The sequence below is a fragment of the Flavobacterium sp. P3_A6 genome (assembly GCF_056403035.1).
Genome location: NZ_JBFUGG010000001.1, coordinates 1 through 15,561, shown reverse-complemented (window position 1 = coordinate 15,561; position 15,561 = coordinate 1). Strand labels below are relative to the sequence as shown.

The 15,561-nt window shown below is 34.2% G+C and carries 13 protein-coding genes; 7 read left to right on the top strand and 6 right to left on the bottom strand.

Going from position 1 to position 15,561, the window contains the following annotated elements:
• Positions 1-65 precede the first annotated feature (65 nt).
• The 4 genes from AC1DVP_RS00065 to AC1DVP_RS00050 all read left to right on the top strand — a co-directional run bounded on the left by AC1DVP_RS00065 (position 66) and on the right by AC1DVP_RS00050 (position 4,112).
• Positions 66-1,070: a DHH family phosphoesterase gene (locus tag AC1DVP_RS00065; protein ID WP_477181509.1), complete on the top strand. Its 1,005-nt coding sequence runs from the start codon at positions 66-68 to the stop codon at positions 1,068-1,070.
• A gap of 5 nt (positions 1,071-1,075) precedes the next feature.
• Positions 1,076-1,717, top strand: coding sequence for a gliding motility-associated peptidyl-prolyl isomerase GldI (gene gldI, locus AC1DVP_RS00060; RefSeq protein ID WP_477181508.1), 642 nt, complete (start codon positions 1,076-1,078; stop codon positions 1,715-1,717).
• A gap of 11 nt (positions 1,718-1,728) precedes the next feature.
• On the top strand, positions 1,729-2,853 hold the full coding sequence (locus AC1DVP_RS00055) for a peptidylprolyl isomerase (RefSeq protein WP_477181507.1): 1,125 nt from the start codon (positions 1,729-1,731) through the stop codon (positions 2,851-2,853).
• Between the two features lie 62 nt (positions 2,854-2,915).
• Positions 2,916-4,112 carry a peptidylprolyl isomerase gene (locus AC1DVP_RS00050; protein ID WP_477181506.1) on the top strand — a complete coding sequence of 399 codons (1,197 nt, stop codon included), beginning with the start codon at positions 2,916-2,918 and terminating at the stop codon, positions 4,110-4,112.
• 76 nt (positions 4,113-4,188) lie between these two features.
• Here AC1DVP_RS00050 and AC1DVP_RS00045 read toward each other — a convergent pair whose 3' ends face one another.
• Positions 4,189-4,626 carry a hypothetical protein gene (locus AC1DVP_RS00045; protein WP_477181505.1) on the bottom strand — a complete coding sequence of 146 codons (438 nt, stop codon included), beginning with the start codon at positions 4,624-4,626 and terminating at the stop codon, positions 4,189-4,191.
• A 44-nt stretch (positions 4,627-4,670) separates the two neighbouring features.
• Between AC1DVP_RS00045 and AC1DVP_RS00040 the strand changes: the two genes are divergently transcribed.
• Together AC1DVP_RS00040 and AC1DVP_RS00035 are read left to right on the top strand one after the other, a co-directional pair.
• Complete coding sequence (locus tag AC1DVP_RS00040) at positions 4,671-4,985, top strand: sensor histidine kinase (RefSeq protein ID WP_477181863.1); 315 nt, start codon at positions 4,671-4,673, stop codon at positions 4,983-4,985.
• 31 nt (positions 4,986-5,016) lie between these two features.
• Positions 5,017-6,936, top strand: a complete 1,920-nt coding sequence (locus tag AC1DVP_RS00035; protein WP_477181504.1) for a tetratricopeptide repeat-containing sensor histidine kinase — start codon at positions 5,017-5,019, stop codon at positions 6,934-6,936.
• A 31-nt stretch (positions 6,937-6,967) separates the two neighbouring features.
• Here the strand turns inward: AC1DVP_RS00035 and AC1DVP_RS00030 are convergent, their stop codons facing one another.
• The 5 genes from AC1DVP_RS00030 to AC1DVP_RS00010 all read right to left on the bottom strand — a co-directional run bounded on the left by AC1DVP_RS00030 (position 6,968) and on the right by AC1DVP_RS00010 (position 11,900).
• Complete coding sequence (locus tag AC1DVP_RS00030; RefSeq protein ID WP_477181503.1) at positions 6,968-7,567, bottom strand: GNAT family N-acetyltransferase; 600 nt, start codon at positions 7,565-7,567, stop codon at positions 6,968-6,970.
• Positions 7,568-7,953: 386 nt separating this feature from the next.
• Entirely contained in the window at positions 7,954-8,310 is a 357-nt protein-coding gene (locus tag AC1DVP_RS00025; protein WP_477181502.1) for a hypothetical protein, read from the bottom strand.
• 86 nt (positions 8,311-8,396) lie between these two features.
• On the bottom strand, positions 8,397-9,575 hold the full coding sequence (locus AC1DVP_RS00020; protein WP_477181501.1) for an AIR synthase related protein: 1,179 nt from the start codon (positions 9,573-9,575) through the stop codon (positions 8,397-8,399).
• A 236-nt stretch (positions 9,576-9,811) separates the two neighbouring features.
• On the bottom strand, positions 9,812-10,696 hold the full coding sequence (locus AC1DVP_RS00015) for an OmpA family protein (RefSeq protein WP_477181500.1): 885 nt from the start codon (positions 10,694-10,696) through the stop codon (positions 9,812-9,814).
• Between the two features lie 79 nt (positions 10,697-10,775).
• On the bottom strand, positions 10,776-11,900 hold the full coding sequence (locus tag AC1DVP_RS00010; RefSeq protein WP_477181499.1) for an SDR family oxidoreductase: 1,125 nt from the start codon (positions 11,898-11,900) through the stop codon (positions 10,776-10,778).
• 1,017 nt (positions 11,901-12,917) lie between these two features.
• Here AC1DVP_RS00010 and AC1DVP_RS00005 point away from each other — a divergent pair.
• The coding region (locus tag AC1DVP_RS00005; RefSeq protein ID WP_477181498.1) for an immunoglobulin domain-containing protein at positions 12,918-15,561 on the top strand (2,644 nt) is incomplete at its 3' end.

Here is a 15,561-nt window from a genome sequence, read left to right as displayed (position 1 = left end):
CTATATTTCTTTATAATTTCTTAAAAGTTTTCAACTATTACTTAAAAAATGTAATTTCGCAGACTATGAATATACAAGACATACAAGCGATACAGTTGTTATTATCAACGCCAAAAAAGATTGCCATAATTCCGCATAGAGGTCCAGACGGAGACGCCATGGGTTCAACATTAGCATTATATCATTTTTTGCTAAAAAACAGTCACTTTCCAACAGTAATTTCTCCAAATGATTTTCCAGATTTTCTAGCTTGGATGCCAGGCTCTGAAACAGTTAAAATATATGAAAAAGACAAAGAAAACTGCACCAAAATCCTAGAGGATGCAGAACTTATTTTTACTTTAGATTTTAATGCCCTTCACAGAGTGGGCGAAATGGAGCAGGTTTTAGAAAAACTTTCTGCACCGTATATCATGATCGATCATCATCAAAAACCGGATAATTATGCAGCTTATACCTATTCGGATGTTGCATTTGGATCAACCTGTGAAATGATTTATAACTTTATTTCTTTTTTGGATAAAAAGCAAGATTTAGACAAAACGATCGCAACCTGCATCTACACTGGAATATTGACAGATTCTGGTTCGTTCCGATTTCCAAAAACTACAGGAACAACACACAGAATCGTAGCCGAATTAATTGACCTTGGAGTCGAAAACACATTAATTCCTGCTTTATTGTTTGATAATAGTTCTTATAACCGTCTGCAGCTGCTAGGTCGCGCTTTGCAGAATATGAAAGTTATGATGAATCATAAAACGTCATACACTGCATTAACACAAGAGGAATTAAACAGTTTTGATTACATAAAAGGCGACACCGAAGGCATTGTCAATTATGGCTTAAGCATAAAAGGCATTGTATTCACTGCCATTTTTATCGAAAACAAAGAAGAAGGAATTATCAAAATTTCATTCCGATCTCAAGGGGATTTCGATGTAAACCAGTTTGCCAGAGATTATTTTCAAGGTGGGGGACACAGTAATGCCGCAGGAGGAAAATCAGAAGTTTCTATGGAAGAAACCATCAATAAATTTGAAAGTTTAGTACAAAATTTAAAAATATAGCCCCTATGAATTATTTTAAAGTATTATTAATTGTGTTTTTTTCTGCATTTTTGGTATCAAGCTGCAAACAGCCTCAAGAAGCGAGAAAACCTATTTCGCATTCATCAGGAAGCTTCATGAAACAATCTATTGCCCGAAATAAAAAAATGATAGCAAAAGAGGAAGATCAAATTGAAGCTGTGATTAAGAATGACCCAACCAAACAATACATTGCATCCAAAAAAGGATATTGGTATTATTATGAGACCAGAAACCTTAATGACAGCCTTAATCCAAAGAAAGGAGATATTGCATTATTTGATTATGAAATAAAAGATTTGAATGGAAATATTATTTATTCCAAAGAAGAATTAGAGCCTCAAATCTACAAAGTCGACAAACAGGAGATCATGATGGGATTGAGAGATGGAATCAAATTAATGCGAAAAAAAGAAAAAGTGCATTTTCTTTTTACCTCACACATGGGATATGGATATCATGGAGATAATAACAAAATAGGAACTAACCAGCCATTATTATGTACTGTAACCCTTAATGATTTCATGCCGGAATCCGAATATAATAAACAAATACAGCCAATAACAGCAACTGTCTCAAAAGCAAATGCCTCCGTAAAATCTAATATAAAAGACACCTTAACAAATTAAAAAGATTCAGAATGAAAAAAAATATTTTATTTCTACTACTGCTTATTACAGCGTTAATTTCCTGCAACAAAGAACATGATAATTTACCCGATGGTTTATATGCAGAAATTGAGACTAACAAAGGCAGCATCATACTAGAATTAGATTATAAAAAAGCGCCTGTAACTGTTGCTAATTTTATCACATTGGCAGAAGGTGAAAACGAGTTTGTTGTAAATGACACTCTAAAAGGGAAACCATTTTTTAATGGATTAAAATTTCACAGGGTAATTAAAGATTTTATGATTCAAACCGGTGATCCTTTAGGAACAGGGTCTGGAGATACTGGCTATAAATTTAAAGATGAATTTTCTGATTTGAGATTTGATAAAGGAGGAATTTTGGCAATGGCAAATAACGGCTCCGGAACAAACAGCAGTCAATTTTTTATCACGCATTTAGAAACTCCCTGGCTTGATGGAAAGCATACTATTTTTGGACATGTAGTAGATTATAACCTAGAAGTTGTCAATAAAATAGAGCAAGATGATTTTATAAAAAGCATAACCATCATTAGAAATGGTGAAGACGCCAAAAAATTTGATGCCAAAAAAACTTTCTACGATTATTTCAAAGTAGAATCAGAAATTCAAAAACAAAAAGTAGCTGCTGAGGCGGCAGCAAAAAAAGAATACGAAATCAAATATAAAGCCGTTTGTGATCAAAAATCGGCTTTGTTTACAGCATTAAAAAGCAAGGCCGTCAAAACTGCCACAGGACTTCAATATGCAATTACTAAAAAAGGCAATGGTAAAAAGCCAGCTGTAGGATCTACCGTTTATATCCATTATGCCGGATTTTTAGAAAACGGCACTTTATTTGATGCAAGTATTGAAGATGTTTCTAAAACTTTTGGGAAATTCGATCCAGCAAGAGCTGCTGCAAAACAATATATTCCAATTCCTTTTCAAATAGGAAAAAAAGACGGTTTAATTCCTGGTTTTATAGAAGGCATCGAAAAAATGGCAATTGGAGACAAAGCTGTACTCTTTATTCCATCGCATCTTGCTTACGGTGAAGCAGGAGCTGGAGATGTAATTCCGCCAAACACTAATATTATTTTCGAAATAGAATTAATGGACAAAATGCCTAATTAAAAAAGATATTGAACTACTAAGAATCTAAGCAACTATTTTTCAAACTATAAATATTCTAAAAAATGAAATCTAAAATCATATTATTACTCTTTTTAGGAGTATTCAATTTACATGCACAAAATACTAAGAAAAAAGCTGTATCAAAAAATCCTGTAGCCACAGCTGCAAAACCAGCCGTAGCTGCCGAAGGTATTTTTGCTACAATTGCAACCAATAAAGGAAATATAACTGTTCAATTATTTTATCAAAAGACACCTGTTACTGCCGCAAACTTTATAAGTCTGGCCGAAGGGAAAAACCCATTCGTAACTGTTGAAAAATTAAAAGGGAAACCTTTTTTTGATGGTTTAAAATTCCATAGGGTAATAAACGATTTCATGATACAGGGAGGAGATCCTGAAGGCAACGGTTCTGGCGGACCTGGTTATGATTTCAAAGATGAGTTTAATGATTCCAAATTTGACAAAGCAGGAATTTTAGCTATGGCAAATTCAGGACCGGCAACTAATGGAAGCCAATTTTTCATTACGCATAAAGACACGCCTTGGCTTACAGGAAAACATACTATTTTTGGCCAGGTAACACAAGGAATGAGTATTGTTAACGCCATTGTTCAAGATGATGTTATCACAAAAATTACCATAACCAGAAAAGGAGATTTGGCTAAAAAATTTGATGCTGTAAAAGTATTCTCTGATTATTTTAACAATAAATCAGAAGATCAAAAAAAACAGGCAGCAATAGATGCAGAAAACAAGAAAAAACAAGCAGCCATTGATGCTGAAGCCAAAAGAGTATATTTAGAAAAATACAGCCCGGTTATTAAAGCAAAAGTGGCTTATTTTGCAGCTGAAAAAGCCAAAGCTACCACTACTCCATCCGGATTAGCTTATACCGTAGTAACAAAAGGGAATGGCATTAAACCTGCTGACGGATCTACTTTCTTCTTCCATTATGCGGGTTATTTTGAAGACGGAACACTCTTTGACAGCAGTTATGAAGAGGTAAGTAAAGCTTATGGAAAATTCGATGAAAATAGAGCCGCTCAAAACGGTTACAAATCATTTCCATTTACAGCTGGGAAAAAAGAGGGCTTAATCCCGGGATTTTTAGAAGGAATTGCCACCATGTCTTATGGCGAAAAAACAATTCTCTTTATACCACCTAATCTCGCTTATGGAGAGAGAGGTGCCGGAGGTGTAATTCCACCAAATGCCACTTTGATTTTCGAATTGGAAATGTTTGAAAAACAACAATAAATTTAACTTCTGTATAAAAAAGCCACGATAAATATCTAATATATCGTGGCTTTTATCTTTTTGAAGAAGTCAAAAATTATTTTTTAAACTTCCATTCAAATTCATCTTTGCTGTTGATTATTGCTCCTATCTCAAATTTGACAACTTCATCAAATTCAGTTTGAAAAATAATCCAATTCTCCTCATTAAAGTAATTTTCGAAAGTATCAAACTCTTCTTGGGTAAATTTGGTAATTCCTTTTTGTGCCAAATCTTTTTTGACATCCGTTATTTTTTTTGCTATTATTTTGTTGCCGAATAATTCTAAATTTGGGCTGGAAGCCACTAGATATCCTAATTTCAACTCTTCATCTTTGTAAAAAGTCATTCGGATTTTAAGGTTATTGTAAACAAAAATCACATTATCGTCTTCGTCATTATAATTTTTATTTGGCTTACCATAAATGGCAATAACATCATTCTGCTTCATTCCGAAAATGAGTTTATCAATACCGCTTTTAAGATTTATTTTCATGCTTTTCTTTTTATTTCTTTGTCTGCAAAGGTATCTATTTTTGAATCAATTCTATTTTTTGCCTAAAACAAAATACATCAAAAAAAGTCATTATAAAAACACTGGGCAAAGAAGAAACTAACAACGCAATTATTTCAATTTGTGATGCAGGCATAGGAATGAATGCCAAGATGCTGCAGAACATTTTCCAGCTCGATGTAAAAAATAACCGAAAAGGAACTGAAAATGAACCAAGCTCAGGCTTAGGATTAATTCTTTGCAAAGAATTTATCGAAAAACATGGAGGGAAAATTTGGATAGAGAATGAAGAGAATAAAGGCTCCTGTTTTTATTTTAATGTTCCCCATATTAATACATAAATTAAATGTGTATTTTTGAAAAAAAATATTGATGCTTCAAAAAAAAGCCCTTTTTTTAATTCTTATTTTAACTTTTTGTACCAGTAATATTCAGGCACAGAATGATAACAATAAAATTATTGATTCATTAAAAACAGCATTGAAACAAGCAAAAAGCAAATCTCAAAAAATGGCTGTATTAATAAAACTTTCCTCCTATTCAGAATATATCGGCCCTGATAAAGCAATCAAATATGCAAAGCAGGGACTAACTTATGCTCAAAAAATAAATGACACCGAAGAGATTGGTTTAGCCTACACCAATTTAGGTATCGCTTATGAAATAAAATCTGATTATCCCCATGCTTTAGAAAATCTGTATAAAGCTCTTGAAATTAGCGAAAAAACGAATGACCTCAAAACACTCACCGCTTTATATAATAATATTGGATTAATTTATATTGACCTAAAAAATCACAAACAAGGTCTTGTTTTTTACAACAAAGCATTAAAATTAAGCTATCAGACAAAAAAAGACAGAAATATTTCTCTTCTTTTAAATAATATAGGAGATGTTTATCTACAGCAAAAAGAATATAAAAAAGCACTGATTTACTTTTACAAAGCCCTTATAATCAACAAAAAAAGCAACGAAACTTCAGGCATTGGCATAAATCTTACCAATATTGGCATTTGCTACATCAACATAAAAAATTATGAAAAAGGAATTGAAATGCTGCATAAGTCCATAAGCGCTTATAACGACGATTCAAATCTGTATAATACATATAATAATTACGAACTTGGCCGTGCCTATTACTTAATGTCTCAAGATGAAAAGTATGCAAGCAATAAAAATAAATATCTTGAAAAATCCATTAACCTCCTTGAGAATGTTTTAAAGAAATTTATAAAATTCAACTCTCTAAAAGACACCCAAGACACCTATTTTTATCTGTCAAAAGGGTATAAAATCAGAGGTAATATTAAGTTGGCTTTAGACAGTTTTGAAAAATATTCAACAATAAAAGATTCAATATTCTCAAAGGACAGCGAAAAAAAATTAGCCAATCTTGAATTTCAAAGAGAAATTGATTTAAGAGACAAACAAATAGAGATACAGACTCTTAAAATAAATAGTGATACCCGAAAAGTCTATCTGTTAATTACAACATCTATTTCTGTTGCCATATTATTAGTGCTGTTTTTGTATTTATACATTTCCAAAAGAAAAAACAATGAACTGCTTAAAGAAAAAAACACAATAATTTCTAATATCAATTTGCAAAAAGATAAATTTTATTCCATTATAGCACATGATTTAAGAGGTCCTTTCAATGGTTTTCTCGGACTCACAGAATTAATGGCCGAGGATATCGATGACATGAGTAATGAGGAAATAAAATTTGCCGCCGCTAATATGAGGAGCTCTGCAAAAAATCTTTTCAATCTTTTGGAAAATTTATTGGAGTGGACCCGTATGGAACAAAACTTAGTCCCATTTGCCCCAAAAGAATATCCATTAGAATCTATTGCTTTAGATAGTATTATCACATTACACGACATTGCCGAAAAAAAAGAAATAAGCATCCAAACTCAAATTCCAAGCACTCTTGCTGTATTTGCAGATAAAAATATGTGCCAAGCCATAATTCGCAACATTGTTTTGAACGCAATAAAGTTTACGCCAAAAAAAGGAACAATCCACATTCATGCGTTAGAAAATCCTGAGAATATAATCATCACTATCAAAGATTCAGGAATTGGAATGCACCAGGATTTGATTAATGACTTGTTTAAAATAGACACAAAAAACAACCGAGTTGGAACCGAAAATGAACCAAGCACAGGTTTAGGCCTAATTTTATGCAAAGAGTTTGTCGAAAAACACAAAGGCCAAATTTGGGCTGAAAGCGAGGAAGGAAAAGGAAGTACATTTCATATTAGTTTCCCCAAAAAACAAAATGCATAAGAATATCTATAAAAAACAGCAACTCAAAATTCTAAAGCTTTTTGATCAAATTCTCTTTAACCCCTCCAAACCATTCCTCTTTTAGAATACTCAATATAATACTGTCTCGGCGTACATCGCTTTCATACGTTGGCATGTGGCTTCTCATAACGCCTTCCACTTTGCATCCTATGCTTTTCATCGCTTCAATGCTTGGCTGATTGTTATTATCGGCACGAAATTCTACGCGTTCCATTCCAAGAGTTTCAAAGGCAAAACACAGTAAAAGATATTTGCAGTGCTTATTAAGTCCTGTTCCTCTAAAATCTTTTCCATACCAAGTATAACCCAGCTGGACAGTTTTGAAAGCCAAATTGATATCATAAAAACGAGTGCTTCCCGCATATTTCCCTGATTTTTTATCATATACAATAAAAGGGAATTCCGTTTTATTTTCTCTAGCTTTTATAGCAATCTGAATATAGTTTATCAGGTTTTCTTTTCCATTGGCGGGAACTAAGGAGTATTTCCACGTTTCGGGTTCATTGAGGGAAATATCCAAAAGATTATCAACATCTGTCAATTCTAAAGGGCGCAGTAAAACGAATTCGTCTTCGAGGATTGTATTTTGGGGAAATTGCGGAGCGGTCATTATTTTTTTGAGCTAATTTACAAAAATAGCAACAACTTTTCTTTCAAAACTTTAATATCATTTAGACATATAAATTGGTCTTATTATCGATTCTAGCACAATGTTATTAAAGAATTTGATTTAATATAGGTCTCGCAGAGGTGCGAAGACGCAAAGAAATTGGTCCCGAATTTTGCGTCTTGGCGTCATGGCGAGAAAAATTATTGTTTAAATTAATGAGATCACATTCGCTGTATCAAAAAAAAATTAGACTTTTTTATATTTCTAATTGGTATAAATAGCATCAAACTTCTTAGACAGTTAACTATCGTTCTTATAAAAGTAAAAACCCGCAGTATAAATTTATATTGCGGGCTTCAAATATTTAAACCAAATAGCTTCTAAAACTATTCGTTCATTTCATCATAACGTACTGGAATCTGTGGATCATACAGCGGGCATTTGAATTCTTCCAAAGTATCTGCCAGAAGATTCATCGTTTTGCCTTCGGTTCCATAACAGTCGATCTGTATGCTTTGCGGAGTTGTTTTTACCTGAAAAGCACCTTTTCCTTTGGTATTTTTCCAGCTGTTTTCATCTACTCTATCCCAGCTTGAAAACACACTGTTAATCCTGTTTAAAATAACATCGACAGGAAGCGTTTCAAGACCTTCTACTTCTTGCTCTTCTGCCAAAGCTTCATAAACCAAATGATGATTAAGATAGATTCCGTCCTGATATTGCCAAAAAAATAGTTCGTACATTTTGAAAAAGTTTAATTGTTTAAATCGTTTAATCGTATAAATGATTAAACCTTTAAACGATTCAACCAAAAACGATTCAACAACCTTTAATATTCGAAAGTACCGTATTCGCTAGTGATTGTTAATTTTTTAGAATCAGAAGCTTCGACCCTGCCTACAATCTGCGCATCAACATTGAAAGATTTTGAAATATCGATAATATCCTGAGCAATAGCTTCGGGCACATATATTTCCATTCTGTGTCCGCAATTGAATACCTGATACATTTCTTTCCAATCTGTTTTTGACTGTTCCTGAATCAATTGAAACAAAGGCGGAACCGGAAATAAATTATCTTTTATAATATGAAGATTTTGAACAAAATGCAAAATTTTTGTCTGAGCTCCTCCACTGCAATGCACCATTCCGTGAACCTCCTGTGAAGTATATTTATCTAAAATTTTCTTGATGATTGGTGCATACGTTCTTGTTGGAGAAAGCACTAATTGCCCCGCATCGATTGGCGAATTTTCAACGGCATCTGTCAATTTTACTTGTCCTGAATAGATAAGTTCGCTTGGAATAGCCGAATCATAGCTTTCTGGATATTTGGCTGCCAAATATTTCCCGAAAACATCGTGGCGCGCAGACGTTAATCCGTTGCTTCCCATTCCTCCATTATAGCTTTTTTCGTAAGTTGCCTGACCAAAAGAAGCCAGCCCAACAATAACATCTCCTGCTTTTATATTAGCATTATCAATTACTTTGGAACGTTTCATTCTAGCAGTTACAGTAGAATCTACGATAATGGTTCTCACAAGATCACCAACATCAGCTGTTTCTCCTCCTGTTGAGTGAATCGTTACTCCAAAAGAATCCAATTCTTTTATCAATTCCTCAGTTCCATTGATAATAGCTGACAAAACTTCGCCTGGAATAACATTTTTGTTTCTGCCAATGGTTGAAGAAAGCAAAATATTGTCGGTAGCGCCTACACACAATAGATCATCAATATTCATGATTAAAGCATCTTGAGCGATACCTTTCCAAACTGAAATATCTCCAGTTTCTTTCCAGTACATGTAAGCCAAAGAGGATTTTGTACCTGCACCGTCAGCATGCATTATCAGACAGTAATCATTGTCCTGCGTTAAATAATCCGGAACAATTTTACAAAATGCTTGTGGAAATAAACCTTTGTCAATATTTTTAATGGCATTATGCACATCTTCTTTGGATGCCGAAACACCGCGCTGTGCATATCTTTTTGAAGTATCTGAACTCATTTTCTAGTTGTGTGTATGTGGGGCAAAGATAATTTTAATGTGACAATTATACAATAGCAATATTAATGACAAAAATCAATGGCAATAGCAATGGCAAAATTCAATATCAATTTCAATATCAATGACAAAAATCAATGCTAATAGCAATAAAAATCAATGGCAATGGCAATTTTATAAAATCTCAATTCTGAAATCTGAAATCTTATTTCTGAAATCTGCAATCTCAATTCTTTCCTTTAATTGGCAATGATTTCAATTTCAACACGGCGGTTTGCTTCGCGTTCTGCTTCGCTTTTTTCGGGTAAAGGATATAAAGGTCTTGTACTGGCAAAACCAACAAAAGTCATTCTGCTTTTATCAATTCCGTTAAATTCTAAAAATTTATAAATAGCTTTAGCCCTTTGAGTGCTCAGATCCCGAAAATCTTTTTGCACACAGCAAATATGTCCCTGTATTTGTATTTTTAAATCTGGAACATTTTTCATGACTGTCAGTAATTCATACATTACTGATCTGGATTGAGGCATTATCGCAAAAGTGTCTACAAAAAAATTCATGTTCTCTAACTTGAGTTTTTCACCAACATTAGCCACACTCACTTTTTTCATAAAAACAGTATCCACTTTTATATTAACTGTTGAACCGTCTGGATTTTCATAAACATAAGTATCCGAGAATTTAATATTTGGTTTCTTCTTCTCTACGGCAGCTTCTTTCTTCTCGTCTATTATTTTTTCTTCATTTACAAAATCTTTTGGCTGAATATAATACAAAGTAACTTTTCTGTTTTCGGCTTTAATGGGAGATAAAGAATGTAATTTTCCAAAACTTCTTGTTTTGAAATCCTCTCTTATTTTTACTTTATTTTTAATGATATTGAATACATAATCGATTCTTTTTTTGGCCAAAGTATCATTGTACCCAACAGTTCCTTCCTCATCGCAAAAACCGTAAACCCCAACCACTTTAACTTCTTTGTTCGAAGACATCCATTGGTTTAACTTCAATAATTCTGTCTTTTTCAATACAAATTTATCGCTGTCAAAAAAAAAGGAAACTTGTTCCTGAGCAATAGCAGAAGAAGCTATACAACTCAACAGCAATGTGATAAAAAACTTCATGGTTTGGGAATTTATTTCCTCAAATTTACAATAAAACTTAATCTGTTTGCGCCAACTGGGAATTAAAATAAAAACTAAATTAAACATTGACATCTCTAAAATTATTCAATTTAGCATATCTAATCAATTGAGTAAAGATTTCATCATTAAATAATGGAATTTCAAGAATAGAATTCAACAGCTTAGTATTAAACTGTTTTGCACTAGACACTAGATAAGGTTTGAGGTGTTTACCAATGCTTTCGTAATATAATTTTTCGGTGGTGTTTTGATATTCAAACTCTGGAGAATCTGGAATTATTGTATAATTAGAATAACCAACTTCTTTCATAATCAATTTCAATCCCTTCACTAAATTTAAACTATTGTGGCTCACAATATTAAGCTGATGAATATCATCTCTTCTAAAAACAGACACAATCACTTTGGCAACATAATCGACTGGGATGATATTTAAACCTGACATTTGACCAATTGCAAAACGTACATTTTCCTGCTCGGTTTTTCTTTGAGCCACAAAATAAAAAAATTTAGCCAAAAGATAGAAAACCATATATTTAGAAATGAAATATCTATTCTCATCTCCTAACATTTTTCCGCAGATAACACTTGGACGCAGTATTTGATAAGGCAAATCCAAAGCTTTGCATCGCTTGGCAACAAATTTCTCAGAATGAAACTTGGCATTTTCATATGCGTTGCGGTGTTTTGGAACAAAATCCAGATTATGATAGTCATTATCAACAATTCCTGAGCGTTCTCCAGAAGAAAAAGCAGTTCCTATGTAAATGAATTTTTTAATGTAATGATGAAAATTTTCTAAAATAACTTTGGTAATCTTGGTGTTTTCCTCAAATATTTTTTCACGATGCGCCTCGTCAGTAGATAAATTTACATATCCTGCTGAATGAATAAAATACGCTCCCTCTATTTTGCCTAAAAAATTTTCCTTTAGAGAATCTAAATCAGCATCAATAACTTCGATGTATTGATCCAATTTTTCAACGCCTATATCTTTTAAGAATTTGGGAGTATAACTGCTTGAGAGCAGTTCGTTTATTCGATCTAAAGCGGTTCTTTTTTTCTTGCCTCTGGAAATCAAAATGAGTTTGCCGTCGATTGACTCTTTTATGAATAACTCTAGAATTTCATACATAATCTGAGATCCCAAAACACCTGTTCCACCTGTAAGCACTATTTTCATCGAAAGTGTTATTTTAATTGAAAACTGAAGTCGATTAATTAACTACGATAAAAATGGGGTGGCAGAAATAAATTATTGATGTTCAATTAAAAAACAATCTCACATCCAAAAGTTTAGTAAAGTTAAGTCTTTTTTTTCCTCTTAACTATCACTTTTTCCAAAATTTTAACTAAAACACCAATACTTTGTACTATAAAAATCTTTAAAATATTTAGTTTTTAATCAACGCTTTCTGAGATAATTTCAGCTGCAGTTTTACCCTTAGAAAAAGTCGATTTTAAGACAAATCGTTACTCATTTTTAGCTAAAATGCTATCTTTATTAATTATAGCTGAAAACATTAGGTATTTTATGCTTTTCACAACAAAACATTAGTACGTATTTAGTTGATAATTAGTAAGTTATGTTAATTTTTTAATTTAAATCGCATCTCATAATCATGTACGCTTATTCGTATTTAGGGTGTTTTTTATCGATTTTTATTCAACTTATATCGTTCTTTTTACTATTTATGAGGCATGCATTTTTTAAATTAATTAATTTTACACAGTCACTTTTCAAAGTGATTTAGCTGTCCTAAATGATGGCTAAAATTAAAATAGCGAATTGGTCATACACTTCAGTATTTCATTTTGAAGTTTGTCATTGTATTGAATATTGTATTTTCTCTAAAGGTACATTTTCAATTTTTTAATCTATTTTAAAAATTTATTTTTTAATATTTTTTTATATTAAAAAGCCCCATTTTTCAAACCTTCTTTCTTTTTGTAATAAAAGAATTTAATTATTGATCCCCTCAATAAAAAATTCTTTCAGACCCTATATACCTCATAAATGCATTTTATGAGGGTGTGATTATTTCCCTAATTAAAAGTTACAGTCCAGACAGGTTTGTTTCTTTTAAGATATCCCTAACCAAACTTCTTCACAACATGGAACAACACTCATTGGTTTCTCGAAAACCCAATTTCTACTGATCTTTTCTTATTGATATTGTGGTCTAAAAACCATATTGATATGAAAAAAATTATTCTTTTTACGATAAAAAGCATGCAAGAATTTTGCATTTCTTTTTCCTGTTTCCTCAAAACAGAGATTTCAAAATTTAATTTCACAATTCCTTTAAATCAGTCACTAAAACTATGGGCTTTCTATTGGCGCCAAAGCCTTGCCTTGCCTATAGTCTTTTTAGTAATTCTCATGAACAGTTATACTGTTGTACATGCACAAAACATTAAAGGGATTATCCCAGTCGTATCACCTGCAGCAGGAGATGCAATTGATGGAGATTTTTGGGCTCATCAGCCTATTGGAACTAATTTTGAAAAAGTTGGTGATTTATTTGACGATCGGTATAATCCTGGCAGTCCAGCTTATGATCCCAATAATCCAACTAATATGCACAACATCAATCATGGATTGATTGATCCTGTTACAGGTAATGTACTATACAAACCAAATCCTATAACAGATCCTCCCACTCCTCAGAGTATTCCTGTAACTTATCAGATAAAAGATCGTTATATAGATGATCTTACGATATTCACGCTTTCCAATAAAATAAACGACAATCCTAACACCTATTCATGGGGTCCTGGATCATCTCCAAACAAAAATGAAATCCAAAACTGCGGAGCTCATTTTAGTTATGGCGATCCAGCTATAAAAGGCGGTGTAACGAATGAAGTTGGTAACTTTATCAGCCCTTCACCAGCTGGAGGAGTTTCTGGTTCAGCGACTGATTTATGGTGTATGTTTGCTGGTGACCGTCAGGTAACTAATGGTAGCAGCTACATAGATTTTGAATTTCTGCAAGCTCCTTTAACTATGACAGGTGCCACTTACGGCCCTCCTGATCCTTTTACAGGCGTAGCTCCAATTACTGGGGGCAGCGGTGTATTTCATACCGCAGCACCTGATGCAACTGGTGGCCGTACCCCTGGCGACATATTGATTACCATTGAGTTTACCCAAGGTGGTGGTGATGCAACTGTTGTAATTCGGCAATGGAAACTAGTTGGGTCAGCTTATGAATATGTTGTTATTCCCAACACAACTTTTCCTGGATTAATTTTTTGTACCAATAATAATGTAACCACTACAGTTCCATTTGATGCTTATGGCGTTAATCCAGGTGTTTATGCTCCAAATCAATGGGCTGAAGGAGCCATAAATCTTACTCAGGTTTTGACATACTTAAATAATCCGTGTACATCAATTAGCACGCTGTTTATTCGAACCAGATCTTCTGGAAGTTCAGCTCAATCTGAATTAAAAGATTTCCCTGGAGCTCCTATTCAATTGAATTTGGATTTCAGACCAAGCCCACCAACTACAACTGGAGCAACAGTTTGCGGTCCTGGACCTGTACAAGTAAATCTTTCAGCCAGTGGCTGTCCTGGAGGAACATTAAAATGGTATGATGCAGCTACAGGCGGCACAAAAGTAAATGAGGGACTCACCTATAGCCCAACCATTTCTGCAACTACCAGTTATTGGGTAAGCTGTACCAGTGCTTCAGGTTGTGAAGGTGCAAGAAGTCAAGTTACTGCAACTGTAAACACTGTAAATCCAGGCGTAATAGCCGGAAATCAGACACTCTGTACACCATTTGACCCTGCAGCATTTACCAATACAACAGATGGCAGCGGCAGCGCAGGAGGAGTAATTACTTATCAATGGCAAATGAGCACAACAGGCTGTGCCGGCACTTGGGCAAATATCCAAGGAGCAACATCTGCAACTTATGATCCAGCAGCGGTATCTGTGATTACCAATTTCCGAAGAGTAGCAACAGCAACACTCAATGGAGTTGCCTGTTCTGCAAACAGCAACTGTTTGACAGTAACTCCTAATCCTATAAATCCGGGAGCAATCGCTGGAGACCAAATCGGCTGTTCACCATTTGATGCAGCAGCCTTTACCAGCACTACACCGGGAAGCACTACAGGAGCTGGAGTAATCTCTTACCAATGGCAAATGAGCACAACAGGCTGTGACGGCACTTGGGCAAATATCCAAGGAGCAACATCTCCAACTTACGATGCACCTGCGGTAACAGTGATTACCAATTTCCGAAGAGTAGCAACTTCAACGCTCAACGGCGTTGCCTGTTCTGCTAACAGCAATTGTTTGACAGTGACTCCAACCGGAATAGTTTCTGGTGAAATTGCAGGAAGCCAAACACTTTGTTCTCCTTTTGATCCTGCACCATTTACCAGTGTTACACCTGGTTCTGACCATGGTACAATTACCTACCAATGGCAAAGCAGCATTATAAGCGGAGCAACCGGTTTTGCAAATATTCTTGGCGCGACATCTGAAACTTATGATGCGCCTGCAGTAGCAGTTAAAACTTGGTTCAGAAGAGTCGCTTCTTCTGATGTTAACTGTGCAGGAAACAGTAATGTTTTGGTAGTAACTCCAAATGACATTGCCCCTGGCGTAATCGCGGGAGATCAAACTCTCTGTACTCCATTCGACCCTGCAGCATTTACCAATACCACACCGGGAAGCACTGCAAATGGAGGAGTTATCTCTTATCAATGGCAATGGAGCACAACTGGATGTGACGGCACTTGGGCAAATATCCAAGGAGCAACATCTGCAACTTATGATGCAGGAGCGGTATCTGTGATTACCAATTTCCGAAGAGTAGCAA

Coding starts and splice junctions, on each gene's coding strand:
- AC1DVP_RS00065 (WP_477181509.1), top strand. CDS start 66: ATGAATATACAAGACATACAAGCGATACAGTTGTTATTATCAACGCCA.
- gldI (WP_477181508.1), top strand. CDS start 1,076: ATGAATTATTTTAAAGTATTATTAATTGTGTTTTTTTCTGCATTTTTG.
- AC1DVP_RS00055 (WP_477181507.1), top strand. CDS start 1,729: ATGAAAAAAAATATTTTATTTCTACTACTGCTTATTACAGCGTTAATT.
- AC1DVP_RS00050 (WP_477181506.1), top strand. CDS start 2,916: ATGAAATCTAAAATCATATTATTACTCTTTTTAGGAGTATTCAATTTA.
- AC1DVP_RS00045 (WP_477181505.1), bottom strand. CDS start 4,626: ATGAAAATAAATCTTAAAAGCGGTATTGATAAACTCATTTTCGGAATG.
- AC1DVP_RS00035 (WP_477181504.1), top strand. CDS start 5,017: ATGCTTCAAAAAAAAGCCCTTTTTTTAATTCTTATTTTAACTTTTTGT.
- AC1DVP_RS00030 (WP_477181503.1), bottom strand. CDS start 7,567: ATGACCGCTCCGCAATTTCCCCAAAATACAATCCTCGAAGACGAATTC.
- AC1DVP_RS00025 (WP_477181502.1), bottom strand. CDS start 8,310: ATGTACGAACTATTTTTTTGGCAATATCAGGACGGAATCTATCTTAAT.
- AC1DVP_RS00020 (WP_477181501.1), bottom strand. CDS start 9,575: ATGAGTTCAGATACTTCAAAAAGATATGCACAGCGCGGTGTTTCGGCA.
- AC1DVP_RS00015 (WP_477181500.1), bottom strand. CDS start 10,696: ATGAAGTTTTTTATCACATTGCTGTTGAGTTGTATAGCTTCTTCTGCT.
- AC1DVP_RS00010 (WP_477181499.1), bottom strand. CDS start 11,900: ATGAAAATAGTGCTTACAGGTGGAACAGGTGTTTTGGGATCTCAGATT.